This window comes from Aquimarina aggregata (assembly GCF_001632745.1).
Taxonomy (GTDB): domain Bacteria; phylum Bacteroidota; class Bacteroidia; order Flavobacteriales; family Flavobacteriaceae; genus Aquimarina; species Aquimarina aggregata.
The window spans coordinates 422,946-443,085 of record NZ_LQRT01000035.1; the positions used below are offsets into that span (position 1 = coordinate 422,946).

Genomic DNA, 20,140 nt, shown 5'->3' on the forward strand with positions numbered 1-20,140 from the left:
TTTAGTTAATTAGGCTTCTGTAGTATTTCTTACTTTAGTTTGGTACATAACATTAGGTTTTGTTCCAACATGCTCAAGTAAGTGATACATACGGTTATCTTCTTTAAGTTTAGCAACCTCGCTATCCTTATCATTAATATCACCAAATACCATAGCACCTGATGAACAAGCAGCAGAACAAGCAGTTTGGAATTCTCCATCCTTGATTACTCTACCATCTCTTTTTGCATCCAAAATAGTTTTTTGAGTCATTTGGATACACATAGAACATTTTTCCATAACCCCTCTAGAACGTACTGTTACATCAGGATTAATAACCATTCTACCTAAATCATTATTCATATGATAATCAAACTCGTCATTGTTATTATACAAGAACCAGTTAAATCTACGTACTTTATAAGGGCAGTTATTTGCACAGTATCTTGTTCCAACACAACGGTTATATGCCATGTGATTTTGACCTTGTCTACCATGAGAAGTTGCCGCTACAGGACATACTGTTTCACATGGAGCATGATTACAATGTTGACACATTACAGGTTGAAATACTACTTGTGGATTCTCTGCAGGGCTTTCCATCTCTCCAAATTCTGACAAAGAACTTCCTAATCCAGCAATATTATCTTTTTTAACATTATCTGTATCAAAAGTATCTTGAGAAGAATAATAACGATCAATACGTAACCAGTGCATATCACGAGATCTACGTATTTCTGATTTACCAACTACAGGGACATTATTTTCTGCATGACATGCAATCACGCAGGCACCACATCCAGTACAAGCATTTAAATCTATAGAAAGATTAAAATGATGACCTACAGAACGATCGAATTCATCCCAAAGATCAACCTCTGGAGAAGTTACCTCATACTCAATATGATTTTTACTAACTTCAGGAATTGCATTCCATTCGTGCTTATCTTTTGTGTTGAATATTTCAAGCGTGGTCTCTTTTACAATATCACCACGTCCCATTAACGTATTATGCAACTGCACACAAGCAAACTCATGCGTACCTTCTGCTGCTGAAACAGATACATTCTGTACTGCATTAAGGTTTTGATATAATGTATAGGCATTAACACCTACTACCATTTCTTCTTTAAGGCCGTGAGATTTTCCGTAACCCAACGCTAATCCAACAGAACCTTTTGCTTGTCCTGGCTGAATAATTACTGGTACAACGACATCTTTTCCGTTAGCAGTAACTTTAGCATAACTACCATTTAATGCACCGTTAGCTACATTTTCATTTGTCAACCCTAACTCTTGAGCATCTGCTTTAGAAACTGTTAAATAGTTATCCCAAGAAGCTCTAGTAATTGGATCAGGCATTTCTTGTAACCAAGGATTATTTGCCTGTTGTCCATCTCCTAATGATGTCTTAGTATATAAAGTAAGTTCTAAACCACTTGCTTTAGCTATTGAAAGTCTTCTTGCAGCAGCACCAACATTAGGCCCACTTACAATAGGAGCTTCTCCTTCTACAACAGCATCTCCTTCTGGAGCTGCAATAGCATCAACCAATTCTTGTTTTGGTAATGAAGGTTGCACTAACACTCCATCATGCAAAGCTTGGTTCCAAGAAGATCCTCCTAGAATACCAGTCCATGCACTTTTAATATAATCGTGATAAGTAGATGAGTTACCTGTCCACTTCAATAATGTTTCTTGAAACTGTCTTGTATCAAATAAAGGCTTGATAGTTGGTTGCACAAGGCTATAACTTCCTTTCTTCAACTCAACATCTCCCCAGGCTTCTAAATAATGTGGAGTTGTAGCAATATAATTACACTCAGACGATGTTTCATCATCATGCATACTGAAAGCTACAGAAATATCAACTTTACCAAGACCTGTTTTAAATTCCTCGGCATTTGGCAATGAAAACACAGGATTTACTCCTGCTATCAATATACCTCCAACACGACCAGCATTCATATCTTTTACAAGCTGAGCAACAGCTTTAGCATCACCTTGTCTTATTTTACGAGGTGTACTTTCGTTAAATGCTTTACTTTTTATTGTCTTATTTATCTCTAGCACTACTAATTGTGCATCAACGTCTTGTATACCCGATACTACTAATGCGTTACTACCAGCTTTCTGGATTTCTTTAGCCGCTTTTACTACAGCTGCATCAAGATTAGCTCCTAAAGAGCTTTTTGATCCAGACCCTGTTACATAAGCGTATAATGCCGCCAACACTTGTTTTTGCTGTGAAGGCTTTATTGCTACTCTTGTATCTGCATTAGCTCCTGACAAAGACATGTTCGATTCAAACTGAATATGCTTTGACATTTTACCATTTTTAGGCACGCGCCCTTGAGCATATCCACCATCATATCCACCACCTTGCCAATCTCCTAAGAAATCTGCTCCAATACTTACCACGGTATTAGCTTTTGCAAAATCATAATCTGCTAAAGCTCTTTCTCCGTACATAATTTGATACGCATCTAAAGCTTCACTTTGAGAAATCGCATCATATACAACATGCTTTACATTTCGATATTTAGCTTTAAATTCTGCAATCAGCTTTGATGTAGAAGGACTAGCAAACGTTTGAGTAAATATTACTAACTCTTTTCCACCAAGTGCATTTAGCTTAGCCCCTACTTCTTTATCTAAATCTGCCCAACTAATATCTTCTTTCCCTTTTTTAGGTCCTTGAAGACGTGTATTATCATACAATGACAATACAGAAGCATGCACTCTTGCATTAGCTTCTCCATTAGATCTTGCCAGATTATTATTTTCTACTTTGATAGGTCGACCTTCTCTTGTTTTTATTAAAACACTAGCGAAATCAAAACCATCAGCTATAGTAGTAGCATAATAGTTTGCCACACCAGGAACAATTCTGTCTGGCTGAACAACGTAAGGTATTGATTTTTTAACAGGACCTTCGCATGCTGCAAGTGAAGCAGCTGCTGTACTAAAACCTACATATTTAAGAAAATCACGACGTGTAGTTGACGAATTCTCTAAGGATGACTTATCTCCCAAAAACTCATCTGTCGGAATTTCCTGTACAAATTCGTTTTGTTGTAGCGTCTCAACAATAGAGCTATTTTCGTTTAGCTCTTCAACACTTTTCCAGTATTTCTTGTTTGATGACATATATAATTGATATTAGCTTCTTAATATTTATCCGAAATCGGATACAATTTTATTAGTAATGACATTTACCACATTCCAGACCACCCATTTGAGCAGCTGTTAGTTTATCCACGCCATATTTTTTAGAGAGTTCTGAATGAATCTTCTCATAATATTTATTATCCGCCACTTTTACATTAGTTTCTCTGTGACAATTGATACACCACCCCATAGTAAGTGGAGCATGTTGATACATGATTTCCATCTCTTCTACCGGTCCATGACATTTTTGACATTCAACACCTGCAACGCTTACGTGTTGTGAGTGATTAAAATATGCAAAGTCAGGTAAATTATGAATACGAACCCATTTTACTGGCTCTGTTTCTCCTGTATATTTTTGAGCATCTGCATCCCATCCCACAGCCTTATATAGCTTTTGGATTTCACCGTCATAAAACTCCTTAGAATAATCTTCTGTAGCTGTAGTTTCTGCAACTTCACCTATAGATTTATGACAATTCATACACACATTAAGAGAAGGAATCCCAGAATGTTTTGAAACACGTGCAGAAGAGTGACAATACTTACACTCTATCTGATTATCACCTGCGTGAATTTTATGCGAGTAATGAATTGGCTGTATTGGCTGATACCCTTGATCAACACCAACCTGCATAAAGTACCCATAAACAAAGTAACCACTTGTTAACAATAAGAATATAGCTGTAACTAAAACTAAGAATTGATTTTGAACAAAAGCTTTCCAGATAGGAGTTCTAGCTTCTGGTTCTGGTAATTCTATATTACTAGCTTCTGCAAAACGTTTAAGTGTATTATTTACTAAAAACAATATCACAACTAACATTAAGAAAACTAATGCCAAACCAGCAAGGATAATATCGGTAGATACTCTTGAATCACTAGATGTCGGAGCAACCGTAGATCCTGAACCTGCAGCAACGGCTGGCGCAGCTTTTGGCTCCATTACATACGCCAAAATATTATCTATATCACCATTAGTTAACTGCGGAAATGCGTTCATCGCAGTTTTGTTATACTCTTCATAAATAGCTACCGCTTGTGCATCACCAGATGCAATCATTGCTGCACTATTTTTTACCCAAGAGTATATCCACTCTCTTTCGTACTTATCAGCAACTCCAAAAAGAGCTGGACCTGTCATCTTTTTATATCTTTTATGACATGCTGCACAAAGAGAATTAAATAATGCTTTTCCTTTTGCTGCATCACCTCCAGCAGAGGCTTCTGTTGCAACAGCACTATCAGCAACTGCTTCTTCCTGTCCAAAAACAGGATTAAAAAAAGTAAATAAAAAAACAGTTCCTATGATTAGGATTTTGGAGGCTGAATTTCGGTGTTTCACCTGTTTCATATTATTACGTAGAATTATCGTCTTAATTTTGGCATGGTTTTTTCGTTTACTATCTCGAAAAGATAAAAAACCATCACTTTTAATTCGACGACAAAAGTACTATAATAAGTCGATTTTAGAAATGTTAGAGAACCGTTAAGTATTAATTTATAATAATTCTAAATAATATTTTTTAACCATTGTGAGTTATTAAACTTTACCTTTGCTTCAAATCAATTTGTAATGAGAATGTTAAACATGAAAGGCTACATTTTACTATTAGGTTTTTGTTACTTTAATAGTTCATCTTTAATTGCTCAGGATACTATAAATACTCAAATTCCTGACAGTAATGGCTTTGTAAAAGCTATTATCCCCCCTAGACAAGAGGCTTCTGTGACCATAAATCAAGACCCTAGAATCAAAATGCTTCTTGATTTAAAATCAAAAATGGAAAAAGATGGAGAGTTTAGTGATCGCTATAAAATTCAGCTATATTATGGAAATTTAAATAAAGCTAACGAAATTATGAGGTCCGCTAAAGAGAATTTTCCAGATTGGAGCGCAACAATGCAATGGGAAACACCAAATTATAAAGTATGGATAGGGAACTACAGAACGCGTCTTGATGCAGATAAAGCTCTTAAAGAAATCCACGCTGAGTTTCCAAATGCCTTTATTTTTAAACCCGAATAACAAAGTATTAAACCGAAGTCCTATCTTTTAATAAAGATAGGTCACTTATACATAAAAAAAAGCCGTTACAATTGTAACGGCTTTTTTTTATGTATAAACTTTAATAGCTACAGTTTCTTTTTAACTGCTACTTCTTGATAAGCTTCAATAACATCATCGACTCTTATGTCATTATAATTCTTGATTTGCATACCACAGTCATAACCTTTACTTACCTCTTTAACATCGTCTTTAAAACGTTTTAATGAAGAAAGCTCTCCTGTATACACCACAACACCTTCTCTTATCAATCGGATTCCTGAATTTCTAAAAATCTTACCATTCTGAACCATACATCCTGCAATTGTACCAATTTTAGAGATTTTGAATGTCTCTCTAATCTCTGCAGTACCTGTAATCTCTTCCTTCATTACTGGAGAAAGCATACCTTCCATTGCATCTTTCAGATCATTTATAGCATCATAGATAATAGAATATGTTCTGATATCTATTTCTTCTTTATCAGCAACCTGTCTGGCATTACCTGCAGGTCTAACATTAAACCCAATAATAATTGCATCAGAAGCAGAAGCCAATAACACATCACTTTCGGTAATAGCACCTACAGCTTTATGAATAATATTTACATGAATCTCTTCTGTAGACAATTTCTGGAAAGAATCTGTTAATGCTTCAACAGAACCATCAACATCACCTTTAAGAATTATATTTAACTCTTTGAAATCTCCAAGTGCAATACGTCTACCAATTTCATCAAGAGTAATATGTCTTTGCGTACGCACCGATTGTTCTCTATGCAACTGAGCTCTTTTAGAAGCAATATCTTTTGCCTCACGCTCATCTTCTAGCACATTAAACTTATCACCAGCTTGTGGCGCACCATCTAATCCTAAAATTGACACTGGCGTTGAAGGACCAGCTTCTTTTACATTATTACCTCTCTCATCCTGCATTGCCTTAACCTTACCACTATTTTTTCCTGCAAGAACATAATCTCCTACTCGAAGCGTTCCTGTTTGAACCAAAATAGTAGAAACGTATCCTCTTCCTTTATCCAAGAATGCCTCAACAACAGTTCCCGATGCTAATCTATCTGGATTTGCTTTAAGCTCTAATATCTCAGCTTCTAAAAGTACCTTTTCTAATAATTCTTTTACACCTAATCCAGTTTTTGCAGAAATATCATGAGACTGTATTTTACCTCCCCAATCTTCCACTAACAAATTCATAGAAGCAAGCTTCTCTTTTATTTTCTCTGGATTAGCTTCTTGTCTATCTACTTTGTTTATAGCAAATACAATAGGAACGCCAGCAGCTTGTGCATGACTAATAGCCTCTTTTGTCTGGGGCATCACATCATCATCTGCAGCAATCACAATAATTGCTAAATCTGTTACTTGTGCACCACGAGCACGCATTGCTGTAAATGCTTCGTGACCTGGAGTATCTAGGAATGCGATTTTTTGCCCTCCTGCCAACTGAACTCCATATGCACCAATATGCTGTGTAATACCACCACTTTCACCGGCGATTACATTTTCTTCTCGTATATAATCTAGAAGCGAAGTTTTACCGTGATCTACGTGACCCATTACAGTGACTATAGGAGCTCGTGTAACTAAATCTTCAGGAGCATCAACAACTTCTTCAATAGACTCTTCAATATCTGCGGTTACAAAATTAACCTCATAACCAAATTCATCTGCAACAATAGAAAGTGTCTCTGCATCTAAACGTTGATTCATGGTTACCATAATCCCTAAAGACATACAAGCTGAAATTATATCAGTTGTTGGCACACTCATCATCGTAGCGACTTCTGCAGCTGTAACAAATTCTGTTACCTTTAGAACTTTACTTTCTTGTTCTTGTTGTGCAACATCATCTTCTGCTTTTTGACGGTGTTGATCCCTTTTATCTCTACGGTATTTAGCTGCTTTTGACTTGTTAGATTTACCTTGTAATTTCTCTAAGGTTTCTCTAACCTGTTTTTGCACTTCTTCTTCGCTTGGCTCTTCCTTTACAACAGGCGGTCTTTTGCCTTTTGCGGCACCACCACGACCCCTATTACCAGGACCTCTATTACCAGGGCCTCTATTACCTCCCTGGCCACCCGGTCTATTACCACCTTGTCCACCAGCGTTATCTTTACTTATTCTTCTTCGACGTTTTTTAGCGTCTGCAGAACCACCACCAGTCTTCTTATCAGACTTATCATCTTTTTTCTTTACCGGCTTCTTAAACTGAGTTAAGTCAATTTTTTGTCCTGTAAAGTTTGGACCATCTAACTTTTTATACTGAGTTTTAACACGCCCCGACTCTTCTGGTTTCTCTTCTGTAGCAGGTTTTTCTTCGCTAACAGGCTCAACAACCTTTGGCTTTTCCTCGGCTACTACAGGTGCTTTTGGCTTTTCTTCTTTTTTCACTTCCTTCGGAGGAGCTTGTTTCGTAATCTTTATTCCTTTTTTAACAGGTCTATTTGAAACTATTTCAGGCTCTTTTGCCTTCACCTCTTCTTTTTCTTTTTTAGGAGGAACATCTGCTACTTTTTCTTCGGGCTGCGATGTTTGCTCCTCTTTCTTATTTAAGTCAATTTTGCCTACTTGTTTAGGCCCACTTAGTTGAGCTTTGGCTTTTACGACTTCACGAGCTTCTGCTTGCTTACGCTTTTCTTCTTGCTCATTCTCGATCTGCACGCGTAACGCTTCTTTCTCTTTCTTCTTTTCTTCACCAACCTCTTTTGAAGCGACTTTCTTACTCTTATCAGTCTGAAATTCATCACACAAGAGCTGATAAATCTCTGAAGAAATTTTTGTGGTAGGACGCGCATCAATATCATGACCTTTTGAACTCAAAAAGTCAACAGCCCGATCTAGCGAGATATTGAATTCACGTAATACCTTATTTAATCTCATTGTTTTTGCTTCAGCCATAAATGCCTATTATTTTATGCTCAAATATAAATTAATTGTGTTTATTAATCCTCAAATTCTGATTTTAATATTTTAAGGACTTCACTAACAGTTTCTTCTTCAAGATCTGTTCGTTTTACTAAATCAGCTAAATCTTGCTCCAAAATACTCTTCGCAGTATCTAACCCTATCTTAGAGAACTCTTCTATTATCCAAGAATCTATCTCATCAGTAAATTCTGTAAGCTCTACATCTTCTTCAACACCTTCTCTAAATACATCTATCTCATAACCTGTAAGTTGACCAGCCAGTCTGATATTGTGTCCTCCACGACCTATTGCCTTAGAAACTTCTTCTGGTCTTAACATTACCTCTGCTCTACTTGTTTCTTCATTAATCTTAATCGAAGTTACTTTTGCAGGACTTAATGATCTTGTTATATATAACTGTAAGTTATTTGTATAATTTATAACATCAATATTTTCATTTCCTAATTCTCTCACTATACCATGAATACGAGAACCTTTCATTCCAACACATGCTCCAACAGGATCAATTCTATCATCATAAGAATCTACAGCAACTTTTGCCTTTTCTCCTGGTATCCTAACTACTTTCTTAACCGTTATTAATCCATCAAAAACTTCAGGAATTTCTGATTCAAAAAGTTTTTCCAAGAACAAAGGAGATGTTCTAGACATAATAATTGCCGGCTTATTACCTTTAAGCTCAACAGACTCTATAACACCTCTTACGTTTTCACCTTTACGGAAAAAATCAGAAGGTATTTGTCTATCTTTTGGCAAAATAATCTCATTACCCTCATCATCTAACATTATGATTGCTCTATGTCTTATATGATGAACCTCTGCCGTATATATCTCTCCTTCTAACTCCTTAAATTGCTTATATATATTCGTATTATCGTGTTCATGAATTTTAGAAATCAAATTTTGTCGTAATGCCAAAATTGAACGTCTTCCTAAATCAATAAGCTTAACCTCTTCAGACACATCTTCACCAACTTCAAAATCTGGTTCTATTTTTTGAGCCGCTGTTAATGATATTTCTTGATTATCATCCTCTACTTCCCCATCTCCTACAACAATTCTATTTCTCCAAATCTCTAAATCCCCCTTATCTGGATTTATAATGATATCAAAATTATCATCGCTACCAAATTTCTTCTTAAGAGCATTCCTAAACACATCTTCTAAAATTGACATTAGCGTCACACGATCTATAAACTTATCATCTTTAAATTCTGAAAATGATTCTATTAATGCGATATTTTCCATATCAATGAATAATTAAAATGTTATCATAACTTTTGCTTCCACAATATCTTCATAAGCAACAGTTGCTTCTTTTACTACTGTTACTTTACCTTTTCCAATTGGTTTTGGCTCTCTAGTTTTCCAAGTAAGCAAAACCTTGTTATCATTGGTTACTGAAATCAATTCCCCTTCTACTGTTTCGTCTTTAGTTTTCACTTTTAGTTTTCTACCTATATTCTTTCTGTACTGACGAATATGCTTTAAACCTTCAGAAACCCCTGCAGACATCACTTGCAAAGAAAAATCTTCCTCATCTCTATCCAAATTATGCTCAATTGCTCTGCTTATAGCAATACAATCTTCAACTTTAACCCCTTGATCTCCATCAATAATAACTTCGATACTATTATCGGGATTAATCTTATAATCAATTAGAAATAAAGACGGGTTTTCCGCTAGTGCTTCTTCTAATAATTTTTGAGACTTATCTTTTAATGACATAAGTAGATAAAAAGAGGGGACTTTTCGTCCCCTCCATCTGGTTTTTTAATTTCAACGGTGCAAAGATAGTAATAATATCTTAGATTCAAAATATGATAAAGAATGAATTTATTCGTAAATTTAAGATACCAAAGTCATAGATAGCCTACTTAAAATTAGAAAGTTACAACACTATTCTTAATCCCAACACTCATCTTGTGATTATTCTAAAATCTAAATACATGCAATAATTAACTAATTTATTTCAAAAAAGCAAGATTATGATTAAAAGTATACTGGTGCCAACAGATTTTTCGGAACAAGCAGAAAGCGCATTAAAAGTAGCTGCTCAAATTGCAAAAAAAAATGACGCTCAAATTTATTTACTTCACATCTTAGAGCTACCTATGCACCTCTCTGATCTAATGTCTTCTGGCGCTCCAGCCCCAGCTCCAGAAGCTATATTTTTCATGAAGCAAACTCACAAAAAGTTCGAAGAAGTTTTAGAACAAGATTACCTTAAGGATATCGAAGTTATCGAAACAGTAAGTTTTGAAGATGTTCTAAACGGTGTTATCGACTCGAGTAAAAAGAACAATGTTGATATTATAATTATGGGATCTCACGGATCTTCAGGTTTTGAAGAATTATTTATTGGCTCTAATGCAGAAAAAATAGTTCGAACATCAAAAAAACCCACATTGGTAATAAAAGAAGATTGTGAAATATTTGAAGTCAATGACTTTGTGTACGCCACAAATTTTGATGACGAAGACAAACCATCATTAATTGCAGCAGATGAATTTGCAAAATCAATTGGCGCAAAACTTCATTTGGTATGGATTAATACCGCAAATGGTTTCAAGACCACGTACGAAACTGAAAGCAAAATGAATGATCTTATTTCCGGCCTACCTATAGACAACTATACACTTAACATCTACAATGACATCACCGTAGAAAAAGGAATTTTAAATTTTGCAGAGTCAATTAACGCAGGTATGATAGGTATAAGTACCCATGGTCGAAAAGGAATATCCCATTTTATCAACGGAAGTCTTGGAGAAGATGTTGTTAATCATGCTAAACGCCCTGTCTTAACTTTTAAAATATAACTCAACAAGATAGACACTCTATAGTCACAAAATAAAAAGGAGTAACAAATTTTGTTACTCCTTTTGCGTTGGTCTACTAGGGCTCGAACCTAGACTCTTCTGGACCAAAACCAGACGTGTTGCCAGTTACACCATAGACCAATGTATCTTTGCGGGTGCAAATTTAAAACTTTCTTTTTTCTCTGCAAACATTTTTTTAAAAATTATTACATTAAAATTACTAATTCGCTCTTTTCTAAGATGAAATATATATTTAAAATATAAACTTGTGTTAAGCGTTTGCTAAAAAAAACAAGGTAGAAGTATTTTTATTATTAAATTCGCCTCAAGTTATATAACCGAATACATTTTTATGAGCACATTCAACTTTAGTAAGTGGAATAAAATTATTGGCTGGGCAGTATTTGCCATCGCACTATGTGTATACTCTTTAACCGTAGAACCCACTGCAAGTTTTTGGGATGCAGGTGAATACATTGCTACTTCATCAAAGCTTCAGGTAGGACATCCACCTGGCGCACCATTATTTCAAATGATAGGAGCTTTTGCATCATTATTTGCAACCGATCCTACGCAAATCGCCTTAATGGTAAACATGACTTCTGCCTTTGCTAGCGCATTTTCTATATTATTTATGTTTTGGTCGATTACAATTTTGGCAAAAAAAGTAATTGTAAAAGATGAAGAATTTACAGAAAGTAAGGCTATTGCGGTTTTAGGTAGTGGACTAGTAGGAGCACTATCATTTACATTTACAGACAGTTTTTGGTTTAATGCTGTAGAAGCCGAGGTATATGCTATGGCCATCTGCATACTATCGGTTCTCTTTTATCTAGGATTACTTTGGGAAAGAGATATGCATAAGCCCAGAGGTAACAAATGGCTTATTTTGATTTCTTTTATAGTAGGTCTGTCCTTTGGAGTTCATTTTATGGGACTATTATCTATACCTGCTATAGGACTGTTATATTACTTTAAAAATTACAAAGAAATAACTATAAAGAATTTTATTATTGCTAATGTATCTGTGGTTGCAATACTCTTATTCATTTTTAAATTACTACTACCATCTACCCTTAAGTTCTTTGGAGCTGCAGAGGTGTTTTTTGTAAATTCGATTGGACTACCTTTTAATTCAGGTACAATCATAGCTGGACTTATTATCATAGCAGCCTTTTACTTTGGTATAAAATACACTCGTAAGAAAGATTATGTTCAACTAAACACATTGTTACTATGTGTTGTATTTATTCTATTAGGATTTTCAAGTTGGGTAATGCTACCTATTCGTGCAAATGCTGGTACCGTAATTAACGAGAACAACCCAAATAATGCGCGTGAGTTATTAGCATATTATAACCTAGAGCAATACCCTGAAACCCATCTATTTTATGGTCCTCAGTTTACTGAAATCTATTCTCAATTAGACGAAAATAATCCGTACGAAGACGATAAACCTAAATACGAAAAAGACCTTAAAACAGGTAAGTACATCATCGTAAACGATTGGAAAAATGCTAGACAAAATCTTGATAATGCCCATAAAGCATTTCTACCAAGAATGTGGAGCACCGAGCATATTGCCAATTATATGGAGTTTACTGGACCCATAAAATTTACTATAAAACCAGAATACCAAAGTGAAGAAGAATTGCTGAAAGCAGTTACCGAATTTAGAAGAGAATATGCCGTAGGAAAACTTGATAATAGTGATTATCATAAATTTCTACAGTCTTTTGGAAACTATATAGATGTAGAAAAACCTTCACTATGGGATAATGTAGTATATCTCTTTGACTACCAAATGGGATATATGTATTGGCGTTATTTTATGTGGAATTTTGTTGGACGACAAGATGATAATCAAGGTAAATTAACTAGCCTAGAAGGGAATTGGTTAAGCGGTATTACATTTATTGATGAAATGCGCTTAGGATCTCAAGATAATTTACCTTCTGACACCCTTAAAAACAAAGCAAGAAATACATATTATTTCTTACCGCTTTTATTAGGATTAATAGGCTTTGTATTTATGTTGCAAAGAGATAAGAAAAATTTCTGGGTATTATTTATCTTTTTCATGTTTACCGGTTTAGCATTAAAAATATACCTCAACGAAAGACCTTTTGAACCAAGAGAACGAGATTACGCATTAGTAGGATCTTTTTATGTGTTCTCCATATGGATTGGCTTTGGAGTATACGCTTTATTTGATTTATTAAAAGGATATCTAAAACCAAAGCTTTTAGCCCCCATAATAACCGCAGTTTGTCTACTCGCAGTTCCTGTACTTTTAGCATCAGAAAACTGGGATGATCATGATCGATCTAATAGATATACTGCTCAGGCTATGGCAAAAATGTATTTGCAGTCTTGTCAAAAAGATGCCATTCTTTTTACCATAGGAGATAATGACACTTTTGCCTTATGGTACGCTCAGGAAATAGAAGAATACAGAACCGATGTTAGAACAGTAAACACAAGTCTTTTTGCTACTGATTGGTACATTGATCAGATGAAAAGAGCCGCGTATGAAGGCAAGCCAATTCCATCACAACTCACGCATGATTTTTACAGGTTTGGAAATAATGATGCCATTTACTTTAAACCTGTTACTAGCGATACAATGCTTATTAAGAATTGGATGAGATGGATCGAAACGGATGACCCAAGAACCAAAGGCGATCTACAAAGTGGCAAAAAAGTAAATACATTTCCTACTAAACATATAAGAATACCTGTAGATAAAGAAGCTGTGCTTAAAAATGGTATTGTATCTCAAGAAGATGCTGATCTTATAGTGCCTTATATCGACATTCACTTAAAAGGAGATTTATTATTCAAAAATAGGCTTTTAATGCTTGACATTATTGCCAATAACAATTGGGAAAGACCAATCTATTTTACAGGTGGAAGCTATGGAGATGATGATTTCTTATGGATGAAAGATTACCTACAACTTGATGGTGTTACCTTCAAACTAGTACCTATTCGTACAAAAGTAGATAAGCGAAATCCATATGAAATGGGTAGAATCAATACAGAGCTTATGTATAATAATGTTATGAGTTGGGACTGGGGTAATAGTAATAGTCCAGATATATATCATGACCCAGAAACTAGAAAAAATGCAATAACCTACAGAAGTAATCTTGCCAGATTAGTTGAAACTCTTATTAAGGAAGGCAAAAAAGACAAAGCTAAAGATATTATTGACTTAGCTATGGACAAGATGCCTATAGAGTATTATGAATACTACACCTTACTAGAACCTTATGTAACAGGATACTACCAAATAGGAGAAAAACAAAAAGCTCGTGATCTTTGGAATAAAATTGCTAAAAAATATCAGGAAAAACTCACCTATTTTGGAAGTTTGGATCTTAAAGAACAATACAATTATGCCGAGGATATCGTTACAAATGTAGAGCGTTATCGAAGTGTTGTAGACCTGCTTCTAATGAATCAAGATCGTGAAATGATAGAGGAAAAAGCTGACGAATTTAACAGATATCTTGGATTATTTACAAGGCTTTACTCTGCAGATGAAGGGTATGATGATGAAGAAGCCATAAGAAAACAAGAAGAAGACTTAATTAAAGAGTTTCAAAACCAACAGGAACAATCATTAGACTCCTTAGATACAATTACAAAATAAAACTCAAAAAGAGAGCTTTTTACAAAGCTCTCTTTTTTATTAATTGAAACAAATTGATCCCTGCAAAGACCCCAAAAATTCTAAAACAATTTTTCTCTACATATACTTGGGATCTACATGTCCAAAACGAAAAAAATATATATTTAACTTTTGATGATGGTCCAATACCAGAAATAACAGAGTTTGTTTTAGCACAGTTAAAATTATACAATGCCAAAGCTACCTTTTTTTGTATTGGAGAAAATATCAAAAAACACCCTCATATTTTTAAAAAAATAATAGATCACGGACATGCTATTGGTAACCATACGATGAATCATTTAAAGGTCTGGAAAAGCAACTCTAAAACATACCTAGACAACATTAGTGATTGCGAAGAACTAATACTGCAGCATTATCAAACCACAGATATATACACAAAGCTATTTAGACCCCCTTATGGCCAGATAAGTTATTCTAAATTTAAAACAATAGAGAAACTAGGATACAAAATAATTTTGTGGGATGTTTTATCAAAAGATTGGGATAAAACTATTCTTCCGCAGGAATGCTTACAAAATGTAATAAAAAATACAGAATCGGGAAGTATTGTGGTATTTCATGATAGCAAAAAAGCATCCATCAACCTTAAATATGCGCTACCTAAAGTTTTAGATTATTTTTCTAACAGAGGCTACACTTTTGAAGCGATTTCTATTAAACATACTCCTTCATAAGACCTATCAAAGTATTAGCATCTTGCTCACCACTTTGTCGCCATACCATTTCACCTTCTTTATAAATCATTAATGTAGGAAGTCCCTTAATTCGCAATGCAGTAGCAAGCTCTTCATTTTTATCTACATCAATTTTTATAACCTTACCCTTATCACCAAGAGCAGCAGCCACATCTTTCAATACGGGATGCATAGAAACAGACGGCTCATTCCATTCGGTATAAAAGTCCAGCAACACCGGAACACCAATACCTATTATATCTCCAAACTTTGACATGTTCAAAAATTTTTATGTTTTAAGGTTTTCTAATATATTACCCATAAACAATTGTAAATATAACACTTTCTATGAATTAAGACGGCTTTGAACCCTTTCTCAATTCTATAACTGTAATCTCTGGCCAAATCCCCACTCTTCCGGGAAAAGCATGAAAACCAAATCCACGATTCACATTTAAATATCGTCCCATTTCATCATACATACCTGCCCATTGCTTGTATACATATTGTACCGGGCTCCATCTTACAAATCCTGGAATCTCGATTCCAAACTGAAAACCATGCGTGTGACCACTTAGTGTAAGATGAAAATGATCATCATGTTTTTTAACTTCATATTCCCAATGAGAAGGATCGTGGCTCAACAAAATCTTAAAATCTTCTTTGCTTACTTTTTGTGATGCCTTTGTAAGATCTCCTGCTTTTTTAAAATTATGTCCCCAGTTTTCTACTCCAATTACAGCAATACGTTCTCCTTCTTTTTCAACAAAGGTGCTATCATTAAGTAACAGATTAAAGTCAATTTTATTATGAATATCTTTTATAGCCTGGAAATTAGCTTCTTTTTCTTCTTCACTATCCCAAGTAACGTACTCTCCATAATCATGATTACCTAATACAGAATACTTACCATATGTTGGTGTTTTGATACGCTTAAAAGTAGTTATCCAATCATCCATTTCTTTTGCCATGGTATTCACTATATCACCCGTAAAAAGAAGCATATCGGTATCTTGCTCATTAATAAGATCTACAGCATATTCTATTTTTTCTACATCATCAAAACTACCAGAATGAATATCAGAAATTTGCGTAATTCTAAAACCATCAAAAGCATCAGGAAGATCTTCAAAATGCAACACATGACTAATTACCTTAAAATTGTATTTACCTCTAAAAATGCCATGTAACAAGCCTGCAAAAGGTATAGCGGCTATACCAATCGCTATCTTACTTATAAATTTCCTTCGATCAGGAAGATATTCTGTTGCTGTACCATCAAAAAAGGTATTGGTTAAATATGTATATCCAGCTACACATACTCTAATGATATCTTCTCCGAACATAAACAACACTATAATCAACTTAGGAACTATTGTTAACAACAACATTGCACTAGCCCTTAAACTATACTTTGTAGGACCAACGCTTCGATCATAATTAGCAAAAACATAAATTGCATAACCTAGAATTGCCAAAGATAAAACCAGATAGCCTATTTGCACTATTTGATTTCTTGTAAGAGTTTTGATAGCCTGATACGCATAGAACTCGAGTAACAGGTATATAAAAATAGGAATTAACCAACGCATAATATTCTAATTCAATAACAAAGCAAAGCTATCTCTCCTTTTTAATATGATACTATTTTTAAGTAAAAATTAACGATATAATAAAGAAAACACTAAAAACAGTTAAATTTAACCCCATAGAACATGATAAATCTTAATAAAATCTTTTACATGTAAGATTTTTATTTGTAACTTCGAAGAATTATTTATTTTAAGAAACAATTTTTTTCTATATAAAATTACAAACGCATTTAAAGTAGTTGATACATTGTTATCAATTTTATTTTGGGGCGAAATGCCGTCAGGTCTTGACGGCATTTCTTTTTTCTGTTTTTTTGAAGCTTAATTAATTTAATCTTCTCGATTATATCAATATATTGCATTCCTAAAAATTTACGCACATCATGTCACAAAAACGTCTTTTTCTTCTAGATGCATTTGCCCTTATTTTTCGTGGATATTATGCTTTAATCAAAAATCCAAGAATTAACTCCAAAGGTCAAGACACCTCTGCGGTAATGGGTTTTGTAAACTCTTTATTTGATGTTATCAAAAGAGAAAATCCAGATCACCTAGCTGTAGCCTTTGACAAACAAGGAAGTAAAGATCGTTTAGAAATTTTTCCAGAATACAAAGCTAATCGTGATGAAACTCCAGAAGCCATTAAAATAGCAGTACCTATTATTCAGGAAATACTAAAAGCAATGCACATTCCTATTATCGAACGTGCAGGTGTAGAAGCCGATGATTTGATTGGAACAATTGCCAAACAAGCAGAAAAAGAAGGGTATCAAACTTACATGGTGACTCCAGATAAAGATTATGCCCAGCTAGTTTCTGAAAACATATTTATGTATCGCCCAGCCAGAATGGGTAATGGTATTGAAATTTGGGGGATTCCTGAAGTTCAAAAAAGATTTGAGGTAGAGCGCCCTGAGCAAGTAATTGATTACTTAGGCATGATGGGAGATGCGGTAGATAATATTCCAGGTCTTCCTGGAGTTGGAGATAAGACCGCCAAAAAATTTATCGCAGCATATGGGTCTATGGAAGGGCTTTTGGCAAATACAGATCAATTAAAAGGAAAAATGAAGGAAAAAGTAGAAGCTAATGCCGAGTTAGGTCTACTTTCTAAAAAATTAGCTACTATAATTCTTGACTGCGATGTTACTTTTAATGCAGAAGACTACGAAGTCTCAAAACCTGATATTAAAAAGGTGAGTTCTATTTTTGAAGAGCTTGAATTTAGACGATTAACAGATCAATTAGTTAAAATATTCTCAGAAGAAACCTCATCTACTGGAACAACGGGTAATAAAGAAGTTTCAAAAAAACAAACTTCCCAAGCCGGTGCTGGACAATTTTCTTTATTTGGAGATACAGAACAACCTGGAGAAACAGCATCACATTCTAGTAGAAAAACAATTGCTAATACAGAGCATTTTTACCAAAGTATTGCCCCCGGGATGGCAATGAAGTTATTCTTGCAAAATTTACTTAAGCAAGAGAACGTCTGCTTTGATACCGAAACTACAGGACTCGATCCATTAACGGCAGAGCTAGTAGGAATTGCTTTTTCATGGGAATCTGGCAAGGGGTTTTATATTCCGTGTCCCGAGAATCGTGAAGAAACACAAGAGCTCATCGAACAACTTAGACCATTCTTTGAAGCAGAAAACATTACAAAAATTGGACAAAATTTAAAATACGACATCAAGGTATTAGCAAAATATGATATCGAAGTAAAAGGCGTATTGTTTGATACCATGTTAGCCCATTACCTTATCAATCCAGATATGAGACATAATATGGATGTACTGGCTGAAACATACCTAAACTATAGTCCAGTTTCAATTACAGAACTTATAGGTAAAAAAGGTAAAAATCAACTTTCGTTCAGGCAAGTTCCTGTAGACAAACAAACAGAATATGCTGTAGAAGATGCAGATATTACTTTTCAATTAAAAGAACATTTTGCACCTGAATTAATAGAAGCAAGTACCATTTCTTTATTCGAAGACATAGAAATCCCGCTTTTACGTGTTTTAGCAGCTATGGAAGTCGAGGGTATTAATCTTGACAAAGAATTTTTACAATCGCTCTCAAACGATTTGGATAATGACATTAAAGACCTTGAACAAAAAATATATACTGAAGCAGGAGAAGAATTCAATATCGCTTCCCCTAAACAATTAGGTATTATTTTATTTGAAAAAATGAAATTGGTTGATAAACCTAAAAAAACCAAAACAGGTCAATACTCTACTGCAGAAGATGTATTATCATATTTAGCCAAAGATCATGAAATCATTCAGAATATATTAGATTTTAGAGGACTATCTAAATTAAAAAGTACTTATGTTGATGCACTGCCTAATCAAATTAATGAAAATACAGGACGTGTACATACAGATTATATGCAAACGGTTGCTGCCACAGGGCGACTAAGTTCTAACAATCCTAATTTACAAAATATCCCGATACGAACCGAACGAGGTAGACAAGTAAGAAAAGCATTTGTTCCTAGAAACGAGGAGTACACTTTATTAGCAGCAGATTATTCTCAGATAGAATTACGTATCATAGCGGCCTTAAGTGAAGAAGAAACTATGATCGAGGCCTTTAAAAACGGAGAAGATATTCATGCATCTACCGCTGCCAAAGTATTTAATGTTTCTCTTGACGAAGTTAGTAGAGAACAACGTAGCAATGCAAAGACGGTTAATTTTGGTATTATTTATGGAGTTTCTGCTTTTGGATTAAGTAATCAGACAAGTTTATCGCGTAGCGAAGCTAAAGAATTGATAGACACTTATTATAAAACCTATCCGAAGTTACGTAATTATATGAGCGAGCAAGTTGATTTTGCTCGAGAAAATGGCTATGTACAAACTGTTTTAGGCAGACGTAGATACCTTAAAGACATTAACTCTGCAAATGCAATAGTTCGTGGAGCAGCAGAGCGAAATGCTGTAAATGCTCCTATCCAAGGAAGTGCGGCGGATATTATAAAAATTGCCATGATTAACATTCACAACAAATTGAAAGAAGGCAATTATAAAACAAAAATGTTATTGCAAGTACATGATGAATTGGTTTTTGATGTCTACAAGCAAGAACTTGAAGTTATCAAAACTCTTATAAAAACAGAAATGGAAAACGCATACAAACTTGCTGTGCCATTAGATGTGGACTTAGGCCTAGGTAATAATTGGCTAGAAGCACATTAAAA

Annotated in this window: 12 protein-coding genes and 1 tRNA gene; 5 read left to right on the plus strand and 8 right to left on the minus strand. The window is 34.6% G+C overall.

Translation table 11 applies throughout. The features are described 5' to 3' along the window. Positions 1–9: 9 nt before the first annotated feature. Positions 10–3,129: a TAT-variant-translocated molybdopterin oxidoreductase gene (locus AWE51_RS20185; RefSeq protein ID WP_066317377.1), complete on the minus strand. Its 3,120-nt coding sequence runs from the start codon at positions 3,127–3,129 to the stop codon at positions 10–12. A 52-nt stretch (positions 3,130–3,181) separates the two neighbouring features. After that, the gene (locus AWE51_RS20190) at positions 3,182–4,504 is read right to left on the minus strand and encodes a c-type cytochrome (protein WP_066317379.1); all 1,323 of its coding nucleotides are present in this window, start codon (positions 4,502–4,504) and stop codon (positions 3,182–3,184) included. Between the two features lie 237 nt (positions 4,505–4,741). Between AWE51_RS20190 and AWE51_RS20195 the strand changes: the two genes are divergently transcribed. Beyond that, positions 4,742–5,179, plus strand: a complete 438-nt coding sequence (locus tag AWE51_RS20195) for an SPOR domain-containing protein (RefSeq protein WP_066317381.1) — start codon at positions 4,742–4,744, stop codon at positions 5,177–5,179. A 107-nt stretch (positions 5,180–5,286) separates the two neighbouring features. On the opposite strand, the gene infB is transcribed toward AWE51_RS20195, so the two are convergent. Genes infB through rimP form a run of 3 tightly spaced genes read right to left on the minus strand, consistent with a single transcriptional unit; the run spans position 5,287 to position 9,869 of the window. After that, positions 5,287–8,112 carry a translation initiation factor IF-2 gene (gene infB, locus AWE51_RS20200; protein ID WP_066317386.1) on the minus strand — a complete coding sequence of 942 codons (2,826 nt, stop codon included), beginning with the start codon at positions 8,110–8,112 and terminating at the stop codon, positions 5,287–5,289. A gap of 44 nt (positions 8,113–8,156) precedes the next feature. Continuing rightward, positions 8,157–9,389, minus strand: coding sequence for a transcription termination factor NusA (gene nusA / locus AWE51_RS20205; RefSeq protein WP_066317388.1), 1,233 nt, complete (start codon positions 9,387–9,389; stop codon positions 8,157–8,159). A gap of 12 nt (positions 9,390–9,401) precedes the next feature. Further along, positions 9,402–9,869 (minus strand): ribosome assembly cofactor RimP, encoded by a 468-nt coding sequence (gene rimP, locus AWE51_RS20210; protein ID WP_066317390.1) that lies wholly within the window; start codon positions 9,867–9,869, stop codon positions 9,402–9,404. A 260-nt stretch (positions 9,870–10,129) separates the two neighbouring features. On the opposite strand from rimP, the gene AWE51_RS20215 reads away from it, so the two are divergent. Then, the gene (locus tag AWE51_RS20215; protein WP_317041840.1) at positions 10,130–10,963 is read left to right on the plus strand and encodes a universal stress protein; all 834 of its coding nucleotides are present in this window, start codon (positions 10,130–10,132) and stop codon (positions 10,961–10,963) included. Positions 10,964–11,031: 68 nt separating this feature from the next. Here AWE51_RS20215 and AWE51_RS20220 read toward each other — a convergent pair. Further along, positions 11,032–11,104: transfer RNA gene (locus tag AWE51_RS20220), tRNA-Gln, on the minus strand. 211 nt (positions 11,105–11,315) lie between these two features. Between AWE51_RS20220 and AWE51_RS20225 the strand changes: the two genes are divergently transcribed. Both AWE51_RS20225 and AWE51_RS20230 read left to right on the plus strand, forming a co-directional pair. Next, positions 11,316–14,621 (plus strand): glycosyltransferase family 117 protein, encoded by a 3,306-nt coding sequence (locus AWE51_RS20225; protein ID WP_066317393.1) that lies wholly within the window; start codon positions 11,316–11,318, stop codon positions 14,619–14,621. Positions 14,622–14,674: 53 nt separating this feature from the next. Then, on the plus strand, positions 14,675–15,337 hold the full coding sequence (locus AWE51_RS20230) for a polysaccharide deacetylase family protein (RefSeq protein ID WP_066317394.1): 663 nt from the start codon (positions 14,675–14,677) through the stop codon (positions 15,335–15,337). Here AWE51_RS20230 and AWE51_RS20235 read toward each other — a convergent pair. Both AWE51_RS20235 and AWE51_RS20240 read right to left on the minus strand, forming a co-directional pair. Further along, positions 15,318–15,614: a thioredoxin family protein gene (locus tag AWE51_RS20235; RefSeq protein WP_066317397.1), complete on the minus strand. Its 297-nt coding sequence runs from the start codon at positions 15,612–15,614 to the stop codon at positions 15,318–15,320. The genes AWE51_RS20230 and AWE51_RS20235 overlap by 20 nt on opposite strands. Before the next feature lie 76 nt (positions 15,615–15,690). Next, positions 15,691–16,929 carry a metallophosphoesterase gene (locus AWE51_RS20240; RefSeq protein ID WP_066317399.1) on the minus strand — a complete coding sequence of 413 codons (1,239 nt, stop codon included), beginning with the start codon at positions 16,927–16,929 and terminating at the stop codon, positions 15,691–15,693. A 380-nt stretch (positions 16,930–17,309) separates the two neighbouring features. Here AWE51_RS20240 and polA point away from each other — a divergent pair, with 380 nt between their 5' ends. Continuing rightward, positions 17,310–20,138, plus strand: a complete 2,829-nt coding sequence (gene polA / locus AWE51_RS20250; RefSeq protein WP_099098809.1) for a DNA polymerase I — start codon at positions 17,310–17,312, stop codon at positions 20,136–20,138. Positions 20,139–20,140 lie beyond the last annotated feature (2 nt).

Bases quoted from the DNA above. Each gene is read 5' to 3' on its own strand.
- AWE51_RS20185 (WP_066317377.1), bottom strand. From the start codon at position 3,129: ATGTCATCAAACAAGAAATACTGGAAAAGTGTTGAAGAGCTAAACGAA.
- AWE51_RS20190 (WP_066317379.1), bottom strand. From the start codon at position 4,504: ATGAAACAGGTGAAACACCGAAATTCAGCCTCCAAAATCCTAATCATA.
- AWE51_RS20195 (WP_066317381.1), top strand. From the start codon at position 4,742: ATGAAAGGCTACATTTTACTATTAGGTTTTTGTTACTTTAATAGTTCA.
- infB (WP_066317386.1), bottom strand. From the start codon at position 8,112: ATGGCTGAAGCAAAAACAATGAGATTAAATAAGGTATTACGTGAATTC.
- nusA (WP_066317388.1), bottom strand. From the start codon at position 9,389: ATGGAAAATATCGCATTAATAGAATCATTTTCAGAATTTAAAGATGAT.
- rimP (WP_066317390.1), bottom strand. From the start codon at position 9,869: ATGTCATTAAAAGATAAGTCTCAAAAATTATTAGAAGAAGCACTAGCG.
- AWE51_RS20215 (WP_317041840.1), top strand. From the start codon at position 10,130: ATGATTAAAAGTATACTGGTGCCAACAGATTTTTCGGAACAAGCAGAA.
- AWE51_RS20225 (WP_066317393.1), top strand. From the start codon at position 11,316: ATGAGCACATTCAACTTTAGTAAGTGGAATAAAATTATTGGCTGGGCA.
- AWE51_RS20235 (WP_066317397.1), bottom strand. From the start codon at position 15,614: ATGTCAAAGTTTGGAGATATAATAGGTATTGGTGTTCCGGTGTTGCTG.
- AWE51_RS20240 (WP_066317399.1), bottom strand. From the start codon at position 16,929: ATGCGTTGGTTAATTCCTATTTTTATATACCTGTTACTCGAGTTCTAT.